The 23,987-nt window shown below is 37.1% G+C and carries 23 protein-coding genes and 1 pseudogene; 20 read left to right on the top strand and 4 right to left on the bottom strand.

Annotation, left to right across the window (positions count from 1 at the left end; translation table 11 throughout):
* Positions 1–42 precede the first annotated feature (42 nt).
* Positions 43–2,481 carry a metallophosphoesterase gene (locus HX13_RS20655; RefSeq protein ID WP_238555575.1) on the top strand — a complete coding sequence of 813 codons (2,439 nt, stop codon included), beginning with the start codon at positions 43–45 and terminating at the stop codon, positions 2,479–2,481.
* A gap of 183 nt (positions 2,482–2,664) precedes the next feature.
* Here HX13_RS20655 and HX13_RS20660 read toward each other — a convergent pair whose 3' ends face one another.
* Both HX13_RS20660 and HX13_RS20665 read right to left on the bottom strand, forming a co-directional pair.
* Positions 2,665–3,516 carry a hypothetical protein gene (locus HX13_RS20660; protein ID WP_050022618.1) on the bottom strand — a complete coding sequence of 284 codons (852 nt, stop codon included), beginning with the start codon at positions 3,514–3,516 and terminating at the stop codon, positions 2,665–2,667.
* On the bottom strand, positions 3,437–4,165 hold the full coding sequence (locus tag HX13_RS20665) for a hypothetical protein (RefSeq protein ID WP_128572545.1): 729 nt from the start codon (positions 4,163–4,165) through the stop codon (positions 3,437–3,439). The genes HX13_RS20660 and HX13_RS20665 overlap by 80 nt, the downstream gene beginning before the upstream one ends.
* Positions 4,166–4,546: 381 nt before the next feature.
* Here HX13_RS20665 and HX13_RS20670 point away from each other — a divergent pair, with 381 nt between their 5' ends.
* On the top strand, positions 4,547–5,248 hold the full coding sequence (locus tag HX13_RS20670; protein WP_050022620.1) for a CoA transferase subunit A: 702 nt from the start codon (positions 4,547–4,549) through the stop codon (positions 5,246–5,248).
* A 57-nt stretch (positions 5,249–5,305) separates the two neighbouring features.
* Here the strand turns inward: HX13_RS20670 and HX13_RS20675 are convergent, their stop codons facing one another.
* Entirely contained in the window at positions 5,306–7,108 is a 1,803-nt protein-coding gene (locus HX13_RS20675; protein ID WP_050022621.1) for an ABC transporter ATP-binding protein, read from the bottom strand.
* 122 nt (positions 7,109–7,230) lie between these two features.
* Between HX13_RS20675 and HX13_RS20680 the strand changes: the two genes are divergently transcribed.
* On the top strand, positions 7,231–7,884 hold the full coding sequence (locus HX13_RS20680) for a CoA transferase subunit B (RefSeq protein WP_050022622.1): 654 nt from the start codon (positions 7,231–7,233) through the stop codon (positions 7,882–7,884).
* A gap of 280 nt (positions 7,885–8,164) precedes the next feature.
* A complete protein-coding gene (locus HX13_RS20685) occupies positions 8,165–8,548 on the top strand; it encodes a hypothetical protein (RefSeq protein ID WP_128572546.1) in 384 nt (127 codons plus the stop codon).
* Positions 8,549–8,619: 71 nt separating this feature from the next.
* Here HX13_RS20685 and HX13_RS20690 read toward each other — a convergent pair whose 3' ends face one another.
* Positions 8,620–9,432 carry a DUF4197 domain-containing protein gene (locus tag HX13_RS20690; protein ID WP_050022634.1) on the bottom strand — a complete coding sequence of 271 codons (813 nt, stop codon included), beginning with the start codon at positions 9,430–9,432 and terminating at the stop codon, positions 8,620–8,622.
* 295 nt (positions 9,433–9,727) lie between these two features.
* Here HX13_RS20690 and HX13_RS25120 point away from each other — a divergent pair, with 295 nt between their 5' ends.
* The 16 genes and pseudogenes from HX13_RS25120 to dacB all read left to right on the top strand — a co-directional run bounded on the left by HX13_RS25120 (position 9,728) and on the right by dacB (position 23,916).
* Positions 9,728–10,165, top strand: coding sequence for a glycoside hydrolase family 20 zincin-like fold domain-containing protein (locus HX13_RS25120; RefSeq protein WP_238555576.1), 438 nt, complete (start codon positions 9,728–9,730; stop codon positions 10,163–10,165).
* Positions 10,125–11,930, top strand: coding sequence for a family 20 glycosylhydrolase (locus HX13_RS20695; protein WP_238555577.1), 1,806 nt, complete (start codon positions 10,125–10,127; stop codon positions 11,928–11,930). The genes HX13_RS25120 and HX13_RS20695 overlap by 41 nt, the downstream gene beginning before the upstream one ends.
* A 280-nt stretch (positions 11,931–12,210) precedes the next feature.
* A complete protein-coding gene (locus HX13_RS20700) occupies positions 12,211–13,203 on the top strand; it encodes an isoaspartyl peptidase/L-asparaginase family protein (protein ID WP_050022635.1) in 993 nt (330 codons plus the stop codon).
* A 98-nt stretch (positions 13,204–13,301) separates the two neighbouring features.
* Positions 13,302–13,484, top strand: coding sequence for a hypothetical protein (locus HX13_RS20705; RefSeq protein ID WP_050022624.1), 183 nt, complete (start codon positions 13,302–13,304; stop codon positions 13,482–13,484).
* Complete coding sequence (locus HX13_RS20710) at positions 13,456–13,863, top strand: hypothetical protein (protein ID WP_050022625.1); 408 nt, start codon at positions 13,456–13,458, stop codon at positions 13,861–13,863. Before HX13_RS20705 ends, HX13_RS20710 begins: the two co-directional genes overlap by 29 nt.
* 13 nt (positions 13,864–13,876) lie before the next feature.
* Positions 13,877–14,539: a copper homeostasis protein CutC gene (locus tag HX13_RS20715; RefSeq protein ID WP_050022636.1), complete on the top strand. Its 663-nt coding sequence runs from the start codon at positions 13,877–13,879 to the stop codon at positions 14,537–14,539.
* A gap of 571 nt (positions 14,540–15,110) precedes the next feature.
* Entirely contained in the window at positions 15,111–15,422 is a 312-nt protein-coding gene (locus tag HX13_RS20720; protein ID WP_316931369.1) for a GxxExxY protein, read from the top strand.
* Positions 15,415–15,582 (top strand): hypothetical protein, encoded by a 168-nt coding sequence (locus HX13_RS26165; protein ID WP_316931370.1) that lies wholly within the window; start codon positions 15,415–15,417, stop codon positions 15,580–15,582. The genes HX13_RS20720 and HX13_RS26165 overlap by 8 nt, the downstream gene beginning before the upstream one ends.
* Complete coding sequence (locus HX13_RS26170; protein WP_316931371.1) at positions 15,575–17,095, top strand: glycoside hydrolase family 2 protein; 1,521 nt, start codon at positions 15,575–15,577, stop codon at positions 17,093–17,095. Before HX13_RS26165 ends, HX13_RS26170 begins: the two co-directional genes overlap by 8 nt.
* On the top strand, positions 16,998–17,888 hold the full coding sequence (locus HX13_RS26175; RefSeq protein WP_316931372.1) for a glycoside hydrolase family 2 protein: 891 nt from the start codon (positions 16,998–17,000) through the stop codon (positions 17,886–17,888). Before HX13_RS26170 ends, HX13_RS26175 begins: the two co-directional genes overlap by 98 nt.
* A 162-nt stretch (positions 17,889–18,050) precedes the next feature.
* Entirely contained in the window at positions 18,051–18,296 is a 246-nt protein-coding gene (locus HX13_RS20730) for a type II toxin-antitoxin system ParD family antitoxin (protein ID WP_050022626.1), read from the top strand.
* Positions 18,297–18,596 (top strand): type II toxin-antitoxin system RelE/ParE family toxin, encoded by a 300-nt coding sequence (locus tag HX13_RS20735; RefSeq protein WP_050022627.1) that lies wholly within the window; start codon positions 18,297–18,299, stop codon positions 18,594–18,596.
* Between the two features lie 198 nt (positions 18,597–18,794).
* Positions 18,795–19,703 carry an AEC family transporter gene (locus tag HX13_RS20740; RefSeq protein ID WP_050022628.1) on the top strand — a complete coding sequence of 303 codons (909 nt, stop codon included), beginning with the start codon at positions 18,795–18,797 and terminating at the stop codon, positions 19,701–19,703.
* A gap of 133 nt (positions 19,704–19,836) precedes the next feature.
* Positions 19,837–22,285 (top strand): annotated as a pseudogene (priA, locus tag HX13_RS20745) (primosomal protein N').
* 159 nt (positions 22,286–22,444) lie between these two features.
* A complete protein-coding gene (locus HX13_RS25125; protein ID WP_238555578.1) occupies positions 22,445–23,248 on the top strand; it encodes a D-alanyl-D-alanine carboxypeptidase in 804 nt (267 codons plus the stop codon).
* A complete protein-coding gene (gene dacB, locus HX13_RS25130) occupies positions 23,209–23,916 on the top strand; it encodes a D-alanyl-D-alanine carboxypeptidase/D-alanyl-D-alanine-endopeptidase (RefSeq protein WP_238555579.1) in 708 nt (235 codons plus the stop codon). The genes HX13_RS25125 and dacB overlap by 40 nt, the downstream gene beginning before the upstream one ends.
* Positions 23,917–23,987 lie beyond the last annotated feature (71 nt).

A 23,987-nucleotide genomic window follows, 5' to 3' on the forward strand; every position in this document is an offset into this window, starting at 1 on the left:
AAGTATTATTACAAAATAAAAACCGGTACGGAGGAATCAGCAGTGTATAATTTCAGAACTCTTCCTCTACCGGGACAGCCGGTAACGGCTAATGGGAAAATCCGTTTCCTGATCATGGGGGATAATCAAATCAAAGCAGAACCGAGATACGACAGCCTTACACTGAATGCTTTTAAAAAGCTGAAAGAAAAATTTGGTGCCAATGCCGATCCTTCGGATAATATAGCCCTTACATTTATGGTAGGGGATCAGGTAGACGTAGGTACACTGGATCATTACGAAAATGTCCACTTTAAAAAGAACATTAAACTATCTCCCTATCTTCCGATTCAGACAACGGTAGGAAATCACGAAACCTACGGAAGTCTGGGAATGAATTCCTATTATGCCCACTTTTATATTGATGAGATCAAATATAAAAATATCACTTCCGGAAATGAAAATTATTATGCCCAGCAGGCAGGTAATGTATTATTTATAAGCCTGAGCTCCGAACATACAGGTTCAGCTCAGCAAACCTGGCTTCAGCAGATCTTAAACGAAGCCAACAATGATCCTACGGTAGACTGGATTATCTCTTTAAGCCACAGACCTTACCAGGCCGAACAATATGTAGGGGATATTTCTACATGGGTAAGGAATAATGCCGTTCCTCTTTTAGTAACCTCAGACAAATACCTGATGCACGTAGGAGCTCATCACCATCTGTATCACAGAGGACAGCTGAAAAATACCCCTAATTATCAGATTATTTCAGGAGGTACTGCCTGGGATCAGTATTGGGGAATGTCTAATGAGCAGGATTTTGATGATGTTCAGAAAACACTGACAGACTGGACGTACCAGATTGTTGAAGTAGATGTTCCCACAGGAAAAGTGGATATAGAATGCTACTCAATCGGTGGAAAATATACCAAGAAAAACAATGAACTGATCGACTCTTTTCACCGGTATAAAAACCAGCCAAAGCCAGCCAAACCATCGATTATTAATACTTTTTCCGGGCCAATCACATTGCCTCTGACGTTGAATGGAAGTGCTTTTTCATCTTCCAATGGAGAACTTTTAAATACCACCCAGTTTCTTATCAGTAAAGCCCCGGATTTTTCAGTTATCGAAAAAGAATTGTACCGTGATTATGAGAACTGGTTCGGAAAAGACGGAAACGGAAACCCGGATGTCACCAAGAATTTAAATGCAGGAGTAGATATTACAAAAGCGGTTTTGTCCAATAATTCTATTCCCAATGGGACTTATTATGCAAAAGTTCGCTACAGGGACAGAAATCTGGAGTGGAGCGAATGGAGTGATGTGAAGCAGTTTGAAGTGACGGGAAGTGTGGTTTCAAATCCTACATTTACTTTAGATAAAACTGAATATACTCAAAATGAACCGATAACGGCAACTTTCACCGGAGGCCCAGGGAATCAGCAGGATTGGGTAGGGATCTATAAAAAAGGCCAGACTCCGGGTACTGCAACAACTTCCCAGGGATATATTTATACCAACGGCCAGACAGCAGGTACGGTAACATTTAACAATGGGCTGGCTGCCAAAGGACAGTATTTTGCAGGATTCTTTGCCAACAACGGATATACGGAAATTACTCCAAGAAAAAATTTTTATGTAGGACCAAAAGTTCAGTTACAGGCTACAGCAGATACCTATCCTGTAGGAGGAACGGTTACCATCAACTTTACCAACGGCCCTAATCTTCAAAAAGACTGGATTGGAATCTATAAAATGGGACAAACCCCGGGAACCACTGCATCTATAAAGTGGAGCTATGTAACAACTCCATCCGGAACGCTTAATTTTACGGGACTTCCAAAAGGATATTATTATGCCCAGTATTTGCTGGAGGATGGTTACAACGGGATAGGGGATAAAGTATTTTTTAAAGTGGGAGATATTGTCACCGAGTTATGGATCAATAAACCTGTTTATACATTAGGTGAAAATATCACTGCGTCTTGGACGGATTCCCCGGGAATTATCAAAGACTGGCTGGGAATCTATCCTCAGAATATTCAGACTCCTGATGATAACTTTGTTTCTTATACTTATTTTGATGGTGTTACCCAGGGAACCAAAACGATCACAGGAAATGTAAACGGCGTACCCACCACACCAGGGAATTATTATATGGTCATGTTTACCAATGACTCTTACACGGAGGTTTCAAACAGGGTCCAGTTTCAGGTAACTTCATCGAGCTTAGGTACGGATGAAACAAACAGTACTGAAAAAAATGTAATTCTTTATCCTAATCCAACAAAGCCTGGAGAGCCTACATTCATTAAAAGTGACTATCCGATTGAGAAAATTGAATTGGTATCAGCAGCAGGAGAACTGCTTTATGTATCCAGGAATATCAATAACCAGCGTTTCTCTTTAGTGAATGAAAATCTTCCAAAAGGAGTATACTTTGTAAAGGTACATGGTAGAAAATTATTTACATTGAAACTGATTATTCAATAAACGACAGGAAATAAATTATAAAGGGTGTTTCAACATTTTGAAACACCCTTTTTTTCTTTGAAATAGCCTTGTCATTATCTACAGGAGCAAAGCATTTGCACAGCATAAGAATTTTCTTATTTGTCATAAAAAAACAGCTTCAAAAAAATGAAACTGTTTCCTATCGTAAAAATAATTTGGTGATTATTCAAAGTCATAATATAGCTGGTCTTCCTGGATAGCAGTCTGATTCTCACCAGTAAAAGAATCTTCCACAGCATCTGCCAGGACTTTAGAATCCTGGATAAGTTTTCCCTCGGCATTATAGACTTTTAACAAAATCCATTTTCCGCTGCGTTCCAGTTCCTTGCTTCCGTTTTCGGTTTTTAATCTGATTTTACCGCTTTGAAGAACACTCGCTTTTACTACAGCTTTATTCCCCGGTTTACCTTTCACATATTGTACAATCTGTCCGGTAAAAGTATAAGGATCTGCATCCTCACTGATAGGTTGGGTAAAAGTATAGGCAATTGCTCCTTTAGGGTCGTAGACTGTTACTTCATAAGCATCTTGTTTAGTGTTAAGCTTTTTTTTAGACTTAAGCTTTTTGTTTTCAGAATAGTTTCTGAGACTGACTGCCGCTCCATCCTTATACTGAATTTCGTCCAGCCCTTCATAAGAGATTCCGTTATAAGGCATGTCATCCTTATAGGTGACCGTTGATTTTAAAGCTCCTTCCGGGCTGTAATATTTAATCTCCTGGGTAATTTCATCTTTTAATGTCTTCTCTGAAACCAGTATTCCGTTATCATCATAAAGCTTATTCAATATAAGCGAACCATTCTTATAGACATTTACTGATGAAATGTGGGAGTAGTCATAGCTTAGTTCATAGTCTTCACCATCCATAACCTTGTGCAGGTCACTCTCTTTATCGTATTGATAAATAAGGTGGCCTATTTTTTTGCCGGACTCATCATAAGTGGTTTTGTATCCGTCTTTTTTTATTCTTTTTTTCCTCCTGTAAAATCTTCCCGTTCTTGGAATATATAACACCCTCTTTTACGGTACCGTCACTTTTATATTTCTCAATTTTAGAAACTCTCATAGGATTATAATAGTAATCTACCAGCAGGGTTTCACCGGAGCCGGAAGATGTACTTCCTATATATTTTCCTTTTTCACCATAATATTTAGTCTCATAATTGGTGTCTTTACCCAGAATGGTTTCATACCTGATGCCCTTGATGTCTTCATCATAGACAATGGTTTTGGAAGGTAAAGAGTTCTCATAGGTTGTAATGCTGTTGTAATAGTATTCGTTTTCCGGATCTTTATAACTCAGCATTTTTCCGCTGAAAGTGCCGTCAGCTTTATAAGTTATTTCTTCTATCAGTCTCCCTGCCGCATCGTAGGATTGGGAAGTTCCTACCTGCTTGCCATTAGAATAGGTGGCGTAATTCATTATTTTACCTTCCGGGGTGTACCAGGTGACTTTACCCTCAAAAACTTCACTGCCGGGAGTGGTATCAGAAGCCAGACCTTCCATTTGAAGAGTTCCGTCCTTATAAAAATCTTTAATAAGCGTAAGTTTTCCTTTGGCTGTAGTTTCCCGGTAATATTCCATCTGGTCTTGAGTGGTTTTTTCCCAGTTTTCATCGAAATAAGTCTTTTCCTGCCCATATGCATTGATGCTGAGCACCAAGGCAAGGAATGCAGATGTAAATAATTTTTTTCATGCTTTATTTAAATTTATATACCATAAGCCCGAAAGTCAACATAAAAATAGCAGTCTCAATTGCTTAGAAATAATTTTACATTGAAATTGTGCTTAAACCAATATATCCAAAGACTATAAAAACAGGTTGTATTTCAGAATTTGGAGCCCCAAATATAAATCAAATTTGACGAGAAGTATACAAAAAAATGAACAGACTTGTTCATTTTTTTTTATAATGGTTTGAGTGTAATGGATTTAAATATTGAAAGACAACTGCCCAAAAAGCAATATAGTCATGATTATTTCCAATCATCACAGATAACAGAAAATTTATTAAATTTAGCCAACAGAAAAATCTAATATTTCATGATAGATAAAAGAGTAAAAAATGCGAAGGAAGCCATCGAAGGCATTAAAGATGGAATGACATTGATGCTTGGCGGGTTTGGACTTTGCGGTATTCCTGAAAATTCAATTAATGCTTTGGTAGAAAGCAACGTGAAAGATCTGACTTGCATTTCAAATAATGCGGGAGTGGATGATTTCGGCTTAGGATTGCTGCTTCATAAAAGACAAATTAAAAAAATGATTTCGTCATATGTGGGAGAAAATGCAGAATTTGAAAGACAAATGCTTTCAGGTGAACTGGAGGTGGAACTTACACCCCAGGGGACTTTAGCCGAAAAATGCAGAGCCGCACAGGCCGGGATTCCTGCCTTCTATACACCGGCAGGGTATGGAACTGAAGTTGCTGAAGGAAAAGAAGTGAAAGAGTTTAAAGGAAAACCTCATATTCTGGAACATGCTTTTGATGCTGATTTTTCTATCGTAAAAGCCTGGAAAGGAGATTATGCTGGAAACCTTATCTTTAAAGGATCTGCCAGGAATTTTAATCATCCTATGGCAGGAGCAGGGAAAATTACCATTGCCGAAGTAGAAGAGCTGGTAGAACCAGGAGAACTGGATCCTAACGAAATTCACATTCCGGGAATTATGGTCCAGAGAATTTTCCAGGGGGAAAAATTTGAAAAAAGAATTGAGCAGAGAACGGTTAGGCCTAAAGAATAAGGTCCCGACAAACTCACAATAAACAAAAAAGCGCTGAAAATCAATCCAGCGCTTTTTTTATGTTTGCGGGGTAAGCGTTTTCCTTTCCCCGATCTGTTGTCGCCACATAGCGTAGTATAATCCCTTCTCTGAAATCAGGTCATTATGGGAACCTGTTTCTATGACCTGTCCGCGTTCCAGAACATAAATCTTATCAGCATGCATAATGGTACTTAAACGGTGGGCAATAAGAACCGTAATCTGTTCTCTTTCTTTTGAAATGTCTTTTATGGTTGTGGTTATTTCCTCTTCAGTGATACTGTCCAATGCAGAAGTCGCTTCGTCAAAAATCAATAGATGAGGTTTTCTTAACAGTGCCCTTGCAATGGCAATTCTTTGCTTTTCCCCGCCACTCAGCTTCAGGCCGCCCTCACCGATAACAGTATCGATTCCTTTTTCAGCTCTTTCAAGGAGCGCAGTACAGCTGGATTTCTGTAAAGCAAGAGCCAGTTCCGCTTCTGTAGCCTTCGGATTTACAAAAAGAAGATTCTCTTTAATGGTCCCTGCAAACAGCTGTGTATCCTGGGTAACAAAACCAATTTGATTCCTCAGTTCATCAAAATCAAATTCTTTTCCATTCACTTTATTGTAAAAAATATTACCTTCCTGTGGCCTGTAAAGTCCTACCAATAACTTCACCAGTGTACTTTTCCCCGATCCGCTGGGACCTACAAAAGCTATTGTTTCTCCATTTTTAACATCAAAGGAAATATTGTTCAGCGCTTTATATTGAGCTGATTGGTGCTTAAAAGAGACATGTTTGAATTCCAATTCCTCAATACCTCCGATTTGTTTAGGGTGAGCAGGCTTTTCTTCTACCTTTTTTCGCATTAAATTATCAAAATTATTAAGAGATGCCTGGGCTTCACGGTAAGAAATAATAATATTCCCGATTTCCTGCATAGGCCCGAAAATGAAAAATCCGTAAAACATTAAAGACAGGTACTGCCCGGGAGTAACAATATTTTTAAAGATTAATAATAACAAGGTAAGGGTAATCATCTGTTGAAGAAAATTAACCATTGTTCCCTGGATAAAACTTAAAGAACGGATACTTTTAACCTTTCTCAACTCAAGACCAAGGATTTTGTAAGTATTGTTATTTAAACGGATAACCTCCTGCCTGGTTAATCCCAGACTTTTTACAATCTCGATATTTCTTAAACTCTCTGTAGTACTTCCGGCTAAGGCAGTGGTTTCTGTAACAATATTTTTCTGAATAACTTTTATCCTTTTGCTCAGTAAATTGGTGATAAAGGCAATCAGGAAAACACCGCAAATATATACAGGCATGATCGACCAATGCAAGCGGATCGCATACACGGAAACGAAAATAATACTCACCAGGATTCCGAAGAAAATATTGATGAAATTGGTGATGAATTTTACGGAATCTTCCCTTACTTTTGTTAAAATGGAGAGGGTTTCACCACTTCTCTGATCCTCAAATTCCTGATAGGGAAGGGCCATTGAATGTTGCAAACCGTCTGTAAAGATTTTTGCTCCGAACTTTTGGGTAATAACACTTACCACATAGTCCTGGAAAGCTTTGGCAATCCTGCTGACCATGGCTGTTCCTATGAGCAATCCCAGAAAATAGAAAGCCCCATGGTAAACCCCGTTCCCATATAAATAGTCATGCAGATTCCTGGCTAAGAGTTTCTCTTTGTCAAAAAAATGAGGACGAGTAACCAGCTGATCCAGAATATTCCCTGTAATGGCCGGCGCAAATAAAGAAAAAACCTGATTAATAGTAGCCAGCAGTAAAGAAATAACAATCAGCCACTGGTAAGGTTTAAGATATCTGAAAAGTATTTTCATTCTATTTAAAATAAAGAAACAAAATTACGATATTATTTTAACTAACAGTGTTAATTATTGATCCCAACAAATATCTTTGTATTCAGCCGAAAAATAATTAAATTGCAGTCTAAGTTTTTATTATGCTTACAAAAGAACAAATTGCCAAAAGAATTTCAAAAGAACTGAAAGATCGTTATTATGTAAACCTGGGAATAGGCATTCCTACCCTGGTTGCCAACTATGTTCCGGAAGGTATTTCCGTAGAATTCCAGAGTGAAAACGGGGTACTGGGAATGGGGCCTTTTCCTTTCGAAGGAGAAGAAGATGCGGATATCATCAATGCAGGAAAACAAACTATTACTATTTTAGATGGAGGCTCATTCTTTGATTCTGCTTTCAGTTTCGGGATGATCCGTGGCCAGAAAGTAGACCTTACCATCCTTGGAGCAATGGAAGTTTCGGAAAACGGAGATATCGCCAACTGGAAAATTCCGGGCAAAATGGTAAAAGGAATGGGAGGTGCTATGGACCTGGTGGCTTCTGCTGAAAATATTATCGTTGCCATGATGCACGTAAACAAAGCAGGAGAAAGTAAAATCCTGAAAAAATGTACCCTTCCTTTAACAGGAGTAAATTGTGTGAAAAAAGTCGTTACGGAATTAGCTGTATTAGATGTTACTCCTGCAGGATTTAAACTGGTAGAAAGAGCTCCCGGAGTCTCTGTGGAAGATATCGTCAAAGCAACAGAAGCAGATCTGATCATTGAAGGAGAGATTCCTGAAATGCAGTTTTAAACGGTTCTAAAAATTTACATTATATACTAAGAGCAGTAAGGATTTATTCTTTACTGCTTTTTCTTTTGAAGGTCTGCTAATTTACCTTTGGCAGGAAAGCCATCTGTTTGCAGAGAAGCCCTTATGGTATATTGCAGACACTTGTTAAGTCAAAAGAGACAAATATGAGGTTGTTTCCTACACTTACTAAATACCACTTTGTTTGATATCAGTTAAAGATCAATTTTACAATAACAAAAACGTGATTCAAAACACAAAAAATAACCTAAATACAAACATTATGAAACATCTGGTAATTATTCTGGGGCTTGTCTTCTCAACAGGTTATGCTTTACCTGTAAGCAGCGAAAATAACAAGAATTCCCATACAAATGAAAAGACTAAGGCTGTAATGCCGGCTAAAAAAATGCTGATAAATACTTATTATGTTGTAAACCGGAGAACGGGCGTGCTACCCCGCAATGCGGCTGAAGCAGAGCAAATAGCAGATGTTTCCGCTCCTTATGGGAATGTTGCCTACCTGTCAAATAGTGCCTGCAGATCCTGGTGGCTAAATAAAGCTGTGGTGCCGGGACCCAACTCTGTTCCCTGGTCTTACTACTATTCATCAGGTGGAATAGTAAATGTTACTGGTAATTATTTTCTTCTCGCCTGCCCTCTTTAACAAACAAGCCTTGTCGTCGACAAGGCTTTTGTATGTGAATTTTACGGTCATACTAATCTGATTGCTAATCTTTATTTACTGTCCTGGGCACCGAAAACTTTCTGCAGGATACTTGTCGTTCTCATAGCAGGTGTATTTCTGATTCCGCTTTCTTTGTCGGCTACCATTTTGAAAACTCCGTTGATGGTTTCTGTGGTCACGTATTCGTTAAGATCTGTGGTCACAGACTGTCCGGTAAACGTATTGTATTTAGAAATCAGGTTTTTCCAAAGGGTATCAGCACCTACTTTTCCCAGGGAAGCTTTTACCTTTGGCTGAAAAGCTGTAAATAACTGGCTTTGTGTTTTACTTTGTAAATAATGGGTTGCCGCATTATTACTGCCCAGTAAAATATTTTTGGCATCCGTAATAGTCATCGAAGTAATGGCATTGGTGAAGATAGGAGCAGCTTCAGTTACAGCATCTTCAGCCGCCCTGTTCAGCAATTTTACCCCTTCGTCAGCAAGGCTTCCCATTCCTATGGAACGCAGGGTAGCATCAATTTTTCTTAATTTTTCAGGCATTAAAATTTTTACCGCTTCATTTTTGAAAAAACCGTCCGTAACAGCTAATTTTTTTACTCCATCCGTAACCCCGATATTCAGGGCTTCCTTTAACCCTGATGAAATCTGTGAAGAGGTAAGATTTCCCAGGTTGGCAGATGACGTGTTTACATTGCCGGAAGGGGATGTTGTAGCGGGTGTAGCTGTACCTTTTGTTTTTACGGGAACATTAAGATCTACTCCGGTTTTATCTTTTACTGTAGATTTTATCATATCTAAAAGCTGTGCCTGTGTAGATACAGAAAATAATAATCCGGCTGCTAATAAAATGTTTTTTCTCATTTGTATTTTAAAAATTAATTGTTTTTTTGACTGGCTTACACTTATCAAAAACCAAACCATAAAATAAAATAATACACATATTGCCTGAATCTAAATTAAAAAAATTAACACTTCATGGTTCCTTATTGATCTGTAATGATTGGAATGAAAAAATAAATCCATATTAATTGATTAAAACAAGGTAATAAGTTTTAGAAAATAATTATCTTCGCTAAAACCTTAACCGCATCTAATGATCCGAATCTTTTTAGCACTTTTTGTTTTGCTTTCCAACATCGCTTTTTCTCAAAATAAATTGAATCTGATTCCTTATCCTCAGAAAGTTGAAACTTTAAAAGGTGAGTTTACCATTCCAGCAACCCTTTTATTGAGTCATGATTTGCCGAAAGAAGAAACAGAATATCTCAGAAAACGTGTAGAAAGTTCATTACCCCTTCGGTATGCTCAAAAAGGAGAGATTGCTCATATAACAAATTCTATAATTTCCCCGGCCTCTGCAAAGGATGCTGAACAGAAAAAAGAGTATTATTCAATAGAAATATCCCCAAAGCAGATTCATATAAAATCTTATACCCGTCAAGGATATTTCCTTGCTCTCCAGACTTTGATCCAATTGTTTGAAGATCATAAAACAGATAAAAAAACTTCCTGCTATAAAAATCGAAGATCAGCCCAGATTTGCATGGCGCGGAATGCATCTGGATGTTTGCCGCCACTTCTTTACAGTAGATGAGGTGAAGCAGTATATCGATTATCTGGCTATGTACAAACTGAATACTTTTCACTGGCATTTAACGGATGATCAGGGATGGAGAATTGAGATTAAAAAATATCCGAAACTGACCCAGATTGGTTCAAAACGTAAAGAATCCATGATTGGGGCCTATGTAGATAATACTTTTGACGGAAAACCTTACGGACCTTATTTTTATACTCAGGAACAGATCAAAGATGTGATAAAATACGCACAGCAAAGACATATTACTGTTGTTCCGGAAATTGAAATGCCCGGCCATGCTTTGGCTGCATTGTCAGCTTATCCTGAACTGGCCTGTACCCAAGGTCCTTTTGAATCCGCTACGAAATGGGGTGTTTTTGATGATGTGTTCTGTCCGAAAGAAGAAACATTCAGATTCCTGGAAAATGTTCTGGATGAGGTTATTCAATTGTTTCCATCACAGTATATTCACATCGGAGGTGATGAATGCCCGAAAACACGATGGAAAGAATGTGCGCATTGCCAGGATTTGATTAAAAAGAATAATTTAAAGGATGAGCATGGCCTGCAAAGCTATTTTATCCAAAGAATTGAAAAATATGTAAACACTAAAGGCCGAAAGATCATCGGTTGGGATGAAATTCTTGAAGGCGGATTAGCACCTAATGCTGCAGTAATGAGCTGGACAGGGGTGAATGGCGGAATTGAAGCGGCAAAAGCAAAACATTTCGCAGTGATGACACCAGGGGCATATTGCTATTTTGACCATTATCAGGGTGATCCCCAATCAGAACCGAATGCTTTCGGAGGATTTACTCCATTGGATAAAGTATATTCCTATAATCCTGTTCCTTCCGAACTCACTGCAGACCAGGCAAAATATATCCTGGGTGTTCAGGCGAATTTGTGGACGGAATATATTCTGGATTTTAAACAGGTACAATACATGATATTTCCAAGATTGATGGCTCTTTCTGAAGTAGGATGGGGAACCTCGGATCCTAAAAATTATAAAGAATTTGAAAACAGGGTCATCAGTCAGTTTAAAGTTTTGGATAAAATGGGAGTGAATTATGCCAAGAGCATTTATAATATTTCCGGAAAGGTAGTTCCTTCTAATGAAGGGATCGCCTATGAATTATCAACCTCGCAGAATTCAAGCGGTATCAGATATACATTGGATGGAACGACACCGACTATTAATTCTAAGGCTTATCAGTCTCCGGTTTCTATTCCTAATTCTTTAACAATTAAGTCTGCTTATTTTGAAGATGGACAGCTGAAGAGCGCTGTTTCGACTCAAGAATTTATAGTTTCTAAAACAACAGGAAAGAAAATTACCCTTGAACAACAGCCAAGTGAAAATTATTCTTTTGGTGGACCATTTACTCTTATAGATGGAATTATCGGGAATACAAGACAGTTGGGAAAAACATGGTTAGGCTTTAATGGAAAAGATGTAGTGGCTACCATAGATTTCGGGCAGAAAACCAATTTCTCAGAAGTCTATTTCAATACTTTAGACAATAAAGGAAGCTGGATTCATCTTGCCAGATCCGCGAAGATTTTTGTTTCCGATGACAATAAAAACTTTAAACTCATCAAAGAAATCGGAAAAGAAGAAATTCAAAATGCTAAAGGAAAAATCAGGCTGAATGTGGGGACACAGAATGCAAAATACCTGAAAGTATTTATTGAGAATGCAGGAATCATTCCGGCCGGAAATCCGGGGGCAGACTCAAAAGCATGGTTGTTTGTTGATGAAATTGGCGTAAATTAACCTTTCTTGAAAAATACGATAAAGGCCTACTTCTAAGAATTAATAGAGAATAGTACAGGTTGTATGCCCCGGGCCGTTCTTTGCATAGATTAAAACAGGAGTTGGAAGTGTCCGTTACTTTATGAACGCCTTTGTGGGAACCCAGGTAACGATATTTCAGAGGCAAACTGCCTCATTGATAATTGATAAGAATTCAAGAAGACTGCAGAAAATGATCTGCAGTCTTTTTTCTTTTCTACCAGCAGGAAATTTGCTAATTTGTAAGCCTAATAAACCTGATATGCAAAGCAGACGAAACTTTATCAAAAAAACAGCCGTAGCTTCTCTGGCGCTTGCGGTAAATCCATTAGAATTAATGGCTAATGAATTGCCTGAAAATAATATTGTCACCAATAAACCCATTGTTCTTTCAACCTGGAATTTCGGATTAAAGGCAAATGAAGAAGCCTGGACGATTCTTGGAAAAGGAGGAAAAGCTTTAGATGCTGTGGAAAAAGGAGTCCGTTTGGTAGAGTTGGATCCAAAGGAAAGGAGTGTAGGATATGGAGGCCGTCCGGATAGAGATGGAAGAGTGACACTGGATGCCTGTATTATGGATGAAAACTATAATATTGGTTCAGTGGCAGGTCTGGAACATATTAAAAATCCTATCTCTGTAGCCAGAGCTGTAATGGAAAAAACACCTCATGTGATGCTTGTAGGAGATGGAGCGCTACAATTTGCTTTATCACAAGGTTTTAAAAAAGAAAATCTTCTTACTTCTGAATCAGAAAAAGAATGGAAAGAATGGCTGAAAACAAGCCAATATAAGCCAATCGCCAATATTGAAAATCACGATACCATAGGAATGATTGCCTTAGATGCGCAGGGAAACCTTTCCGGAGCCTGTACAACCAGTGGAATGGCTTTCAAAATGCATGGAAGGGTAGGTGACTCTCCAATTATTGGTGCCGGCTTATTCGTAGATAACGAAGTAGGAGCGGCTACCGCAACCGGACATGGTGAAGAAGTCATCAGAACAGTAGGTACTCACCTTGTGGTAGAGTTGATGAGACAGGGCAGAAGTCCACAGGAGGCGTGTAAAGAAGCGGTAGAGAGAATTGTAAAAATCAATCAGAGAAGAAATAAAAACCTTAAAGATATTCAGGTGGGCTTTATTGCGATCAATAAAAAAGGAGAATATGGCGCTTATTGTATTCAGGACGGATTCAGCTTTGCCGTATATGATCAGAAAGGAAACCGTCTGGAAAAACCGGAATTTGCCCTGAAGTAACAAAATAAAATATCAATAGAAATGGGCTTTAGCCCGTTTTTTATAAAAGAATCATACCATATTGGCTTAGCCGAAACATATGGATTATAGACAAAACAATGAAAAGAATGATTATTGCTTCCTTATTTTTAATCATTGGATGTAAGGAAGAAAAGAAGGAAATGACCACCCCGGTTGAGTCTCAGCCACAAGAAAAAGTCATACAGGAAATAAAACCTCAGGCTCATGAGGCTGAAAATGCAAAAAAATGGCATGGAAAAAAGCATCGGAGATTATTTTAAAGCAGATACCAATCAGGATAAGGTGATGCAGAAAATAACCACCAGAGATTATTATGAGTATAAAACAGATGCTATAAATGTAGATATGGAAGTTGATGGAAGTCTTACCGAAAAAGAATTTCAGGATAAATGGAGAAAAACATTCGATGTTCAGAAAGCAGGAATAGGGGTCGGTTTTTTAATAAGCGGACAAGATTGGGATGAGGTTAAAGTTACAAGTTGTAAATTACTTACAGAGAGTGAAAATGAATTCTTATTTGATGTTGTTCTTTCTGATCAAAAGTTCAAAGCAGAATATCCGGTTACAATAACGGTGATCAAAGACAATAATTCTTTCCTTATTGCAGATGTATGGCAGAAAGAGGCTAAGTTTAATTAAGTATACAATAGAAATGTCAAAAATAGAAATAGCATGTTTTAATCCGGAATCAGCAATGATTGCTTTTGAAAACGGAGCAGACAGAATCGAATTATGTGACGGACTGAGCGAAGGAGGAACAACTCCTGATTTTGAAATAACCCGGCAGCTCAGAGAAAAAATAAATATTCCGGTTTTTGTGATGATCCGTCCGAGAGGAGGAGATTTTACGTATTCAGATGCAGAATTTGAACAGATGAAAAATGATTTGATTCGTTTGAAATCTTTAAACGTTGACGGTTTTGTATTGGGCATCCTGAATGAAAATGATGAAGTGAATGTAGAGCAAAACAAAACGTTAGTGGAGTTGGCTGCACCACTTCCCTGTACTTTTCATCGTGCTTTTGACAGGGCTAAAGGCTTGGAAGAATCTTTGGAGAAAGTAATTGATTGTGGATTCAAAACAATTCTTACTTCAGGCCAGAAAATGAACGTATCAGAAGGGAAAGAGAATCTTAAAAAATTAGTTGAGCTTTCCAATGGAAGAATAGAAATTCTTGTAGGAGGCGGACTTCGTTCTTCAAACCTTGAAGAAATAAGAACATTAACAAAAGCAGGTTATTTCCATTCTTCTGCCATCACTGATGGAGGAGCGTTTGCCAATCCGGATGAGGTCGTGGCTTTGAAGAGTAAATAATACACAATCAATTTCCCATTACATCCGCAATGAGAAATTTATCTGGCATAATTGAGATTCCTCGTTTATTGCTATGATAAACTTATTAAATTATTGTAAAAAATAGAAAATTAACGTATTTAAACGTAAAGTTGTTTGATATTAAGTGGGCAAAGAAAGCGGCAATACCGCTGATTAAGCTAATGATAAAACGTTCGCTTAATCAATCAATTGTTAAATTGATTAATTCCTAGCTTCCTTAACATATAACATCATAAAAAATAATCTTTGCGTTAAAGAATAAATAAACTTAAACGCAAAGTTCTAAATTAGAATATGTTTGATATTAAGTGGGCAAAGAAAGCGGCAATATTGCTAATTAAGCTAGGAAAAAAACGTTCGCTTCATCAAATCAATTGTTAAATTGATTAATTCTTAGCTTCCTTAAAATATAACATCATAAAAAATAATCTTTGCGTTTAAAAAAAGAAATAAAGAAAAATTAAAACACACAAATGAATGACAGAAAACGAATTATCCTACAAAATAAGGTGCCGCTATAGAAGTTCATAAAAACCTGGGAATTGGTCTATTGGAACATGCATATGAAACTGCTTTGGTTTATGAATTAAAGATGTTGGGGCTTAATGTAAAACAGCAAGTATTTTTGCCTTTAAAGTACAAAGGCGTAACGATAGAAAATGCATATAAAATTGATTTGATCATAGAAGATAAAGTGATTATAGAAGTGAAATCTGTATTGGAACTACATTCTGTTTTTTATTCACAGGTATTGACTTATCTTAAACAAACTGATATAAAGTTAGGACTTCTCATCAATTTTAACAGCGAACTTATTAAATATGGAATCCATAGAATTGTAAACAAACTTATTCATGAATAAAACTATCCTTTTTGCTTTCCTTTTCGTTCAGAATATCACTTTTGCGCAATCTTCAGAAAGAAGCTTATCTTCAGAAAGCTGGCAATTTAAAAATTCAAAAGAAAATAAATGGCTTTCCGCGAAAAGTCCCGGGAACGGTTCACCTGGATCTGATGAATAATAATATTATCCAGGATCCTTTCAAAGATGAAAATGAAAAAAAGGCGCAATGGATAGAAAATGAAGATTGGGACTATCAGGTCAGTTTCAGCGTATCCTCAAAAGAATTAAAGAATGATCATGTAAATCTGGTCTTTAACGGATTGGATACATTTTCGGAAATCTACCTGAATGGAAAATTGCTGAGAAAAACAGATAATATGTTCAGGAAATGGGAAGTTCCTGTAAAACAATATCTTAGACCAGGAGATAACCTGTTGCAGATTAAATTTAAATCAGCAGTCAATACAGGAAAGGAACTTGCTAAAAAAGTGCCGTTTACGATGCCTGAATCACCAAGAAGTTTTGTGAGAAAAGCCCAGTATCAGTTCGGATGGGATTGGGGCCCAAGGTTGGTGACCGCCGGAATCTGGAAAGATGTAAAACTTGAGTTTTGGAACAGGGCAAAATTTGAAAATATAAAAATTGAACAAAAAAGTATATCCGATAAAAATGCCGATTTAAACATCCATACTTCAATATTAGCAGATAAAGAAGGGAAATATACGGTGGTTATCAATAATAAATCCAATACCGTTCAGCTAAAAAAAGGACACAATAAGATCAGTATTCCTTTTGCGATTCAAAATCCTAAGCTTTGGCAGCCTAATGGGTGGGGCGAAGCGCATTTATATGATATGAGATTTTCATTGAAAAAAGACTCGCAGACCCTGTCTGATGAAACAATGAAGATAGGTTTAAGAACCGTTGAACTGGTTCAGGAGAAGGATGAAAAAGGAAAGTCCTTTTATTTTAAAGTGAATGGAAATCCACTGTATATCAAAGGAACCAACTGGATTCCGGCAGATAGCTTTTCACCAAGAATAACCAGAGAGAAATACCATAAACTCATTAAAGATTCCAAAGAAGCGAATATGAATATGATTCGTATCTGGGGAGGCGGAATTTATGAAGATGATGAATTTTATAAGGCTTGTGATGAAAATGGAATTCTGGTATGGCAGGATTTTATGTTTGCAGGAAGCTTTTATCCGGCAGATGAAGCATTTTTGAATAATGTGAAAGAAGAAGTAAAAGATCAGGTCAACAGGCTTCAGAATCACCCGTCAATTGCTTTATGGTGTGGAAATAACGAGATTGATGAAGCGATTGTCAACTGGGGGTACCAGAAACAGTTTAAATATTCAAAAAATGATTCCATACAGGTTTGGAAAGATTATAAAAAGCTGTTTCATGATGTGATTCCTAACACATTAAAAGAAAATCTTACCGCTGAAAAAAATATCTATTGGCCAAGCTCACCTTCAATCGGATGGGGACATAAAGAAAGTCTTACAGAAGGAGATTCGCATTATTGGGGAGTTTGGTGGGGCGAACAGCCTTTTGAAATTTATAACGAAAAAGTAGGTCGTTTTTATGTCCGAATATGGCTTTCAGGGAATGCCTACTTTAGAAGCGACACAATCAATGTTTTCCGGAATTCCGGATTTAAACCTACAAAATCCAACAATTAAAGCCCATGAAAAACATGGAAGGGGCTGGGAAATCATCAACGAATATATGAAAAGGGATTACCAGATTCCAGCCGATTTCGTGAAATATAATTATGTTTCCCAATTGTTACAGGCAAGAGGAATGCAGATTGCTATAGAAGCACATCGTCGATCGAGACCTTATAATATGGGAACCTTATATTGGCAGCTTAATGATTGTTGGCCGGTGGTTTCGTGGTCATCCATTGATTATCTGGGGAACTGGAAGGCTTTCCATTATCAGGCAAAAAGAAGTTTTGAACCTGTGTTGTTGTCTGTTTCAGAAACTCCTGAAAATTATGATATTTATTGTATCAATGATTTGCTTACTGATGTAGAAGTTAATTCAAAGGTAGAATTGGTAGATTTTGAAGGTAGAGTTCTTTGGTCAGTTGTAGCAACAGAAAGCTTATTAGCTAATTCCGGTAAGAAATACCTGGAAATTAAAAAAGAAACCTTTTCAAAATTTGACTTATCAAAAGCTGTTTTAAAAGTTACTGTTGGAAATGGTTCATTACAATCGGAGAAATTATTTTTCTTTTCAAAACCAAAAGATTTAAAACTTTCCAAACCCAGCATTAGAATAAAGAAAATATCTCAGACAGAAATTGAAATATCTGCCGATGTCTTAGCAAAAGATGTCTATTTGATGGGAGATACTCATTTCAGTGATAACTTTTTTGACCTTCTTCCTAATACTTCAAAAAAGATTAGCCTTTCAAAACCTTTGGAGAAGGTTGAAGTAATGAGTCTTTGGGATACATTAAAGAATTGAGGAATAGAGTTCGATAGTTTTACAGATCTCAAGAATTACAAAGATTAAAAAATTTGCATAATCAGTCTAACCTGTGAGAATTAAAAAAATATTCTCAATATATTTTATTGAATTACCAAAAAATTGGTAACTTTGATATATTGAACTTTAGGACGGAAAAATATGGGACGTAACACATCAGTTTCTTTAGGAGATTATTTTGAAGATTTTGTGGATCACAAAGTTTCAGAAGGAAGATATAAAAATGCCAGTGAAGTAATTCGTGCTGGGCTAAGATTATTAGAAGAAGAAGAAAATAAAATACTACTTCTTAAAAATGCGATTAAGGAAGGTATTGAAAGTGGAACAGCAAAAAACTTTAATCCGGAAAAACATTTGGAGACATTAAAAGCTAAAATGAGAAGATAGGTGGCTAAGTATTCATTGACTAATAGGGCTGTTGAAGATCTTTCAGCCATTTATGAATATACCTATGAATTTTGGTCAGAATTTCAGGCGGATAAATATTATAGTGAACTGATTTATTTCTGTGAAATGCTTGCAGAAAATCCAAGGATTGGTAAAAGTTATCATGAACTTAGTGTTGAAATTTTTGGATTTCTTTCTAATAAGCACATTATTTTTTATCAAATTATAGGCGTTAATGAAATTGAAGTTATCAGGATTCTTGGAGCAGAAGTAGATTTGAAAAATCGAATGAAGGATTAAAAATCTGCTAAAAATTACAATAAAAAAGAAAGCTGCCTTCACGGTAGCTTTCGTCAATAATAAGTTGAAATTTAAACAACCGTTCGCTGTAATGTTCCGGTAACCTGTTAATGAAAGAAATTATACCTAAAAAAATATAAATTTTACCTTTCTAACTCAAAAATCAGCCGTAAATTTGCCGTATATTTCTTTACAATTATGGTGAATTTTGTTCTGATTGCAGTGTGCATTATTGCAGGAATGGTATTCAAAGCAACAAAATCTATCCACCCCGATGCCCATAAGGGAATCAATACATGGATTCTTTATCTTGCTCTGCCGGCAGTTTCATTTAAATATCTGCCTAAAGTACACTGGACAACGGAAATGCTCTTTCCGGTTGCAGCTACTTTTTTGATTTCTGTTTTCTGTTTCTTTTTTATGATGTTTTACAGTAGAAGCAGGGGATATTCAAGGCGGTCAAGGAGCACCCTGGAACTTGCAAGTGGCTATAGTAATACTTCTTTTATAGGATTTCCTTTGATCAGTGCCTTTTATGGTGAAAGCCTCCTGAGTATCGCTATTATTTGTGATCAAACCATGTTTTTTGCATTATCCACCCTGGGAATCATTGCGGCTGTAAAAGGAGGCAGCAAATCCGGAAAGGTAAGTGCTGCATTTATTTTAAAACGTTTGGTTACCTTTCCTCCATTAATAGGGTGTATTTCTGCATTGGTACTTTCACAGTTCATCGACTTTACAGCAGCTGAACCTTTTTTTGATAAATTGGCTGCAACAGTGAGTCCTTTGGCACTGTTTTCCGTAGGATTGCAACTAAAATTTAATGGCTGGAAAAAGCTTATCCCGCAAATGTCTATGTCAATGCTTTACAAGCTGATCCTGGCTCCTGCAATAGTTTTAGGACTGGCACTATTGTTGGGAATCAAGGGAAATGTAGCGAAAATTACGATCTTCGAGGCAGCAATGCCCACCCTGGTTACTTCAAGTATTATTGCTGAACAGTTCAGACTGAATACAAAACTGACCAACCTGATTATCGGAGTCAGCATTATCGTAGGCTTCTTTACCTCTGCCATATGGTATGAAATTACAGAGTTTTTCTTTTAAAAATTGTAGTAGAAAGATTAATCTTGCCAGGATGATCATAAGCCAGCTATTATTAGATTGTTGGAATACCGAAAATTCTCAAAAGTTGCAGTTGTCTGAAGAAAAATTTAATTTTACATTTTAAATATTTCCCTTGCAATACGCTCAAATTGTTTTACCATTAAATTTAAAAGGATCTTTTACCTATAAAGTTCCTGAAGAGCTGATCTCCGATATCCAACCCGGAATGCGTGTGCTGGTGCCATTCGGAGGAAAAAAAATATATACGGGAATCGTTTTTGAGCTTCATGATAATACTCCTGATAACTTTGTAGCCAAAGAAATTATCAGTATTCTGGATGAAAAGCCCATTCTTCCGGAAGAACAGATCCGTTTCTGGAACTGGCTTTCGGATTATTATCTGTGCAGTCTGGGGGAAATTTACAGATTTGCTTTTCCGTCCTCATTAAAACTTGAAAGTGAAACCTATTTAAAACTAAAACCGGGAATTGTCGTTGATTTTGAGAATCTGGATGTGAACGAAATGTACCTGATTCAGGCATTGGAGGTACGACAACTGATCAATTTGACGGATATTGAAGCATTTATTCCTAAAAAAGAAATCATTAAGACCATCAATTCACTGATTGACCTTCAATATATTGAAATTGATGAAAAAATAGCTGAAAAATATAAGGCAAAAGAAGTCGCTTACGTAAGAATTCACGAAAGTGTTCTGGGAACTCAAAACCTTACGGAGATATTGTTAAAACTCAATAAAGCTCCTAAGCAAAAAGATCTGTTTCTTTTTATTTTAGAGAAGCAGACGGAAAATCCTGATCTTCAGATCAAAAAAGCAGAATTATTTGAAGATGGTTATTTTGGCAGCTCTCACTTCAAAGCGTTGGCGGATAAAGGGCTTGTAGAGGAGTATTACATGCAGAAAGACAGGATCGAAAGCTATGAAGGAGAGATAGAAGAACTTGAAGCGCTCTCTGAGCAGCAAAAAACAGCCAAATCCGAAATTGACGAAGCCTTTGAAGAAGGAAAAAATGTTCTGCTTCACGGGGTCACATCATCCGGGAAAACCCATATTTATTTAGAGAAAATAGAAGAATGTATTCAGGAAGAGAAAAATGTTTTATTCCTGCTTCCTGAAATTTCTCTTACCAAACAGATTACCCAAAGACTGGAAAAAAAATACGGCAGGCAGCTTGGCTTCTATCACCAGAAGTTAACTGACTTTGAAAGGGTGGAAGTATGGAGAAGGATTAAACAGAATGATATCCGCATCCTTATCGCCACCCGGAATGCTTTGTTTTTACCTTATCAAAACCTGGGGTTAATTGTCGTGGACGAAGAGCATGATTCGGCTTACAAACCAAAGGAAGCTTCCCCTTATTTCAATGCAAAAGATGTAGCGCTGGTTTTAGGTGGTTTCTATAATGCAGGAGTCATTTTAGGATCGGCAACTCCATCTGTGGAAAGCTACTACAGAGCCAGAAAAGATAAAATGAAATATGTTTTTCTGAATGAAAGATTCGGAAATGTAAATTTACCGGAATATGAGCTGATCAATTTCAAAGAAGCCCAGGAATCTAAAAAAAGTTTCGGGAAACTTTTCTTTGAGACTTATTGATGAAATTAAGAAAACGGTAGATGCGAAAAATCAGGTTATTGTTCTTCATAACCGTCGTGGTTATGCCAATGTAGTGGAATGTGAAACATGTGGTTATGTGAATTACTGTTCAAACTGTGATGTGGTCATGACCTACCATAAGGCAGCAAATGAAATGAAATGCCACTACTGCGGCCAGAGGGCTTCAAAGCCAAGAATCTGCCCGAAATGTAACTCTGAAAACCTGAACGAAAGGGGAGTAGGAGTGGAACAGATTCATGAAGAAGTTTCCAAATTGTTCCCAGAAAATGAAGTGGACAGAATGGATGTAGATTCCATGCGAAAGAAATTTGCTTACGAAAAGCTTTATGAGAAAATTGAAGAAAGGGAAACAGACATCGTGGTAGGAACACAAATGATTTCTAAAGGACTTGATTTTGATCATATTGAGTTGGTAGCAATTCCTAAGGCCGATTCCTTATTATACGTTCAGGATTTCCGGGCGGAAGAAAGAGCTTATCAGCTGATTACCCAGGTTTCCGGAAGAGCGGGAAGGGTTTCCGGAAAAGGAAGAATCCTGATTCAGACCTATAATCCTGATCATTCTGTATTTCAGCTGATCAAGATGAATAACCCGGCAAAAATTTATAAATATATCCTTACGGAACGGCAAAAATTCCATTATCCACCATTTACAAAACTGATTATGATAGAGCTGAAACACAGAAAGGAAGATAAGGCAGATCGTGCTTCTCAGTTTCTGGGTTCTATTTTAAGAAAATACCTGCCCGAAGATTGTATATTAGGCCCGGAAAGAGCCCCGATTGCCCGGTTAAATAATTTATATCAATTCCAGATTCTGCTTAAACTTCCCCGTGGAAAAAACTATGACAGGTTTAAGAAGATGGTTTTGATAAGTTTGAAAGAATTTGATGAAATCACTGCATATCAAAGCATTAAAAAAGATGTTTTTGTGGATTTTTAACAAGTTTTAACAAATTTTACACTCTTTTATAAGAGCGCTATGATCCGTTTTATGACAATAATTTCTACTTTTGGACGTTGATTAAGTGTTTGATGTTGTATTGAATGATTTAACTTATCATTTTTTATCACCTCAAACTATAGAACAAAAAAAGGATAGATGGTAAATTTCAGAAAATATATTTCAAGTGCAGCGGTGTTGGCTTCTGGTTTTTTCCTGGCTCAATCTACCGTTTCTACGGTTCTTTATTCTCAGAATTACGACAATCAAAAAAATAGTTTAAATCTTCCTTCCCCCGTAAGTTCGGTGGTGGAGAAAACTGTGTTGTCGGCTAAAGAACTCGTAGACATTAATGTAAACACAATGATGGCGGATCCTGTGCTGAAAAATGCAGACTGGGGATTCGTAGTGTATGATCCGAAAACGAAGAAGGTGATCTCTTCGTACAACGAGAATACTCCGTTAGTTCCGGCTTCTACTACCAAGCTGCTAACAACAGAAACAGCCATGCATTTGCTTGGGGAGAATTACCGTTGGATGACCCAGCTGGAGTATTCAGGAACTGTGGATGAAAATGGGGTTTTAAACGGAAACCTGTATGTGATAGGAAGTGGTGATCCGTCTTTAGGAACCAATAAAGCAGGAGCATGGTCTTACAGGGATATTATTTCAGATTTTGTGGGAGGCCTCACGCGGGAAGGAATCAGGAAGGTAAACGGTGATATTATTATTCAGACAGCGCTTTTCAAAGGCAATATTTCAATGCTTCCGGAAAATGTTGTATGGCTAGAAAATAATAATTACTATCTGCCTGTAGGTACGACCCGGGGAATTAATCCTGCCAATGAAAAATTAATTGTAAAAAAAGGAGGATTCTCTTCAAGAAAAAAAAGTTTTTTTATGTTTCTCCTTATGCCAATCAAATGGTATATGCCGAAAAGTATGATGGAGAAGGTATTTTAACAACGAAGCTTCCGGATGCTCCGGCGTATCTGGCCAATTCTTTCAGGACAACCCTGGTAAAGAGCGGTATTCCTGTCACCGGAAAAGTAACTCCTAAAATGACGGACGCCACTCCTGAAAACAGAAAAATGCTGGCCGCTTACAAATCTCCGACTTTGGGTGACATCATTTATTATACGAACCAACACAGCGATAATTCATTAGCTGAAGCCTTGTTAAGAACTGTAGGATTCCAGAAAATGGGTGATCAGACGTCAGAATCGGGTAGAATGGTAGTGACGGGACATTTAAAAGAAATCGGTTTTGATATGAATGGCCTGAACTATATGGATGGAAGCGGACTTTCAAGAAGTAATAATGTAACTCCTATTTCTCAGGTAAAGTTTTTAACTTCTTTAATGGATGAAAAATATTATAAATCTTATCTGACTTCCTTACCGGTAGGAGGACAGTCCGGAACATTGAAAAGAATGTTCCTGGGAGAAGGAAACGGACAGGTTTTTGCTAAAACCGGAACTTTAAATAAAGTGAAAACATTAGCCGGTTATCTAAAAACCAATTCCGGTAAAACACTGGTATTTTCTTTAATGGTTAATAATTACGCAGGATCTGTAGATATGGTGAAGAAAAGAATGGAGAAAATCCTGGCGCCTGCCCTGGATCTTTAAAAAATCTTTTATATATTATAAAAACCTTTTAATCAATGATTAAAAGGTTTTTTTTATATTTGAATGATATA

Source organism: Chryseobacterium sp. P1-3, from assembly GCF_000738495.1.
In the GTDB taxonomy this organism is placed as follows: Bacteria; Bacteroidota; Bacteroidia; order Flavobacteriales; family Weeksellaceae; genus Chryseobacterium; species Chryseobacterium gallinarum.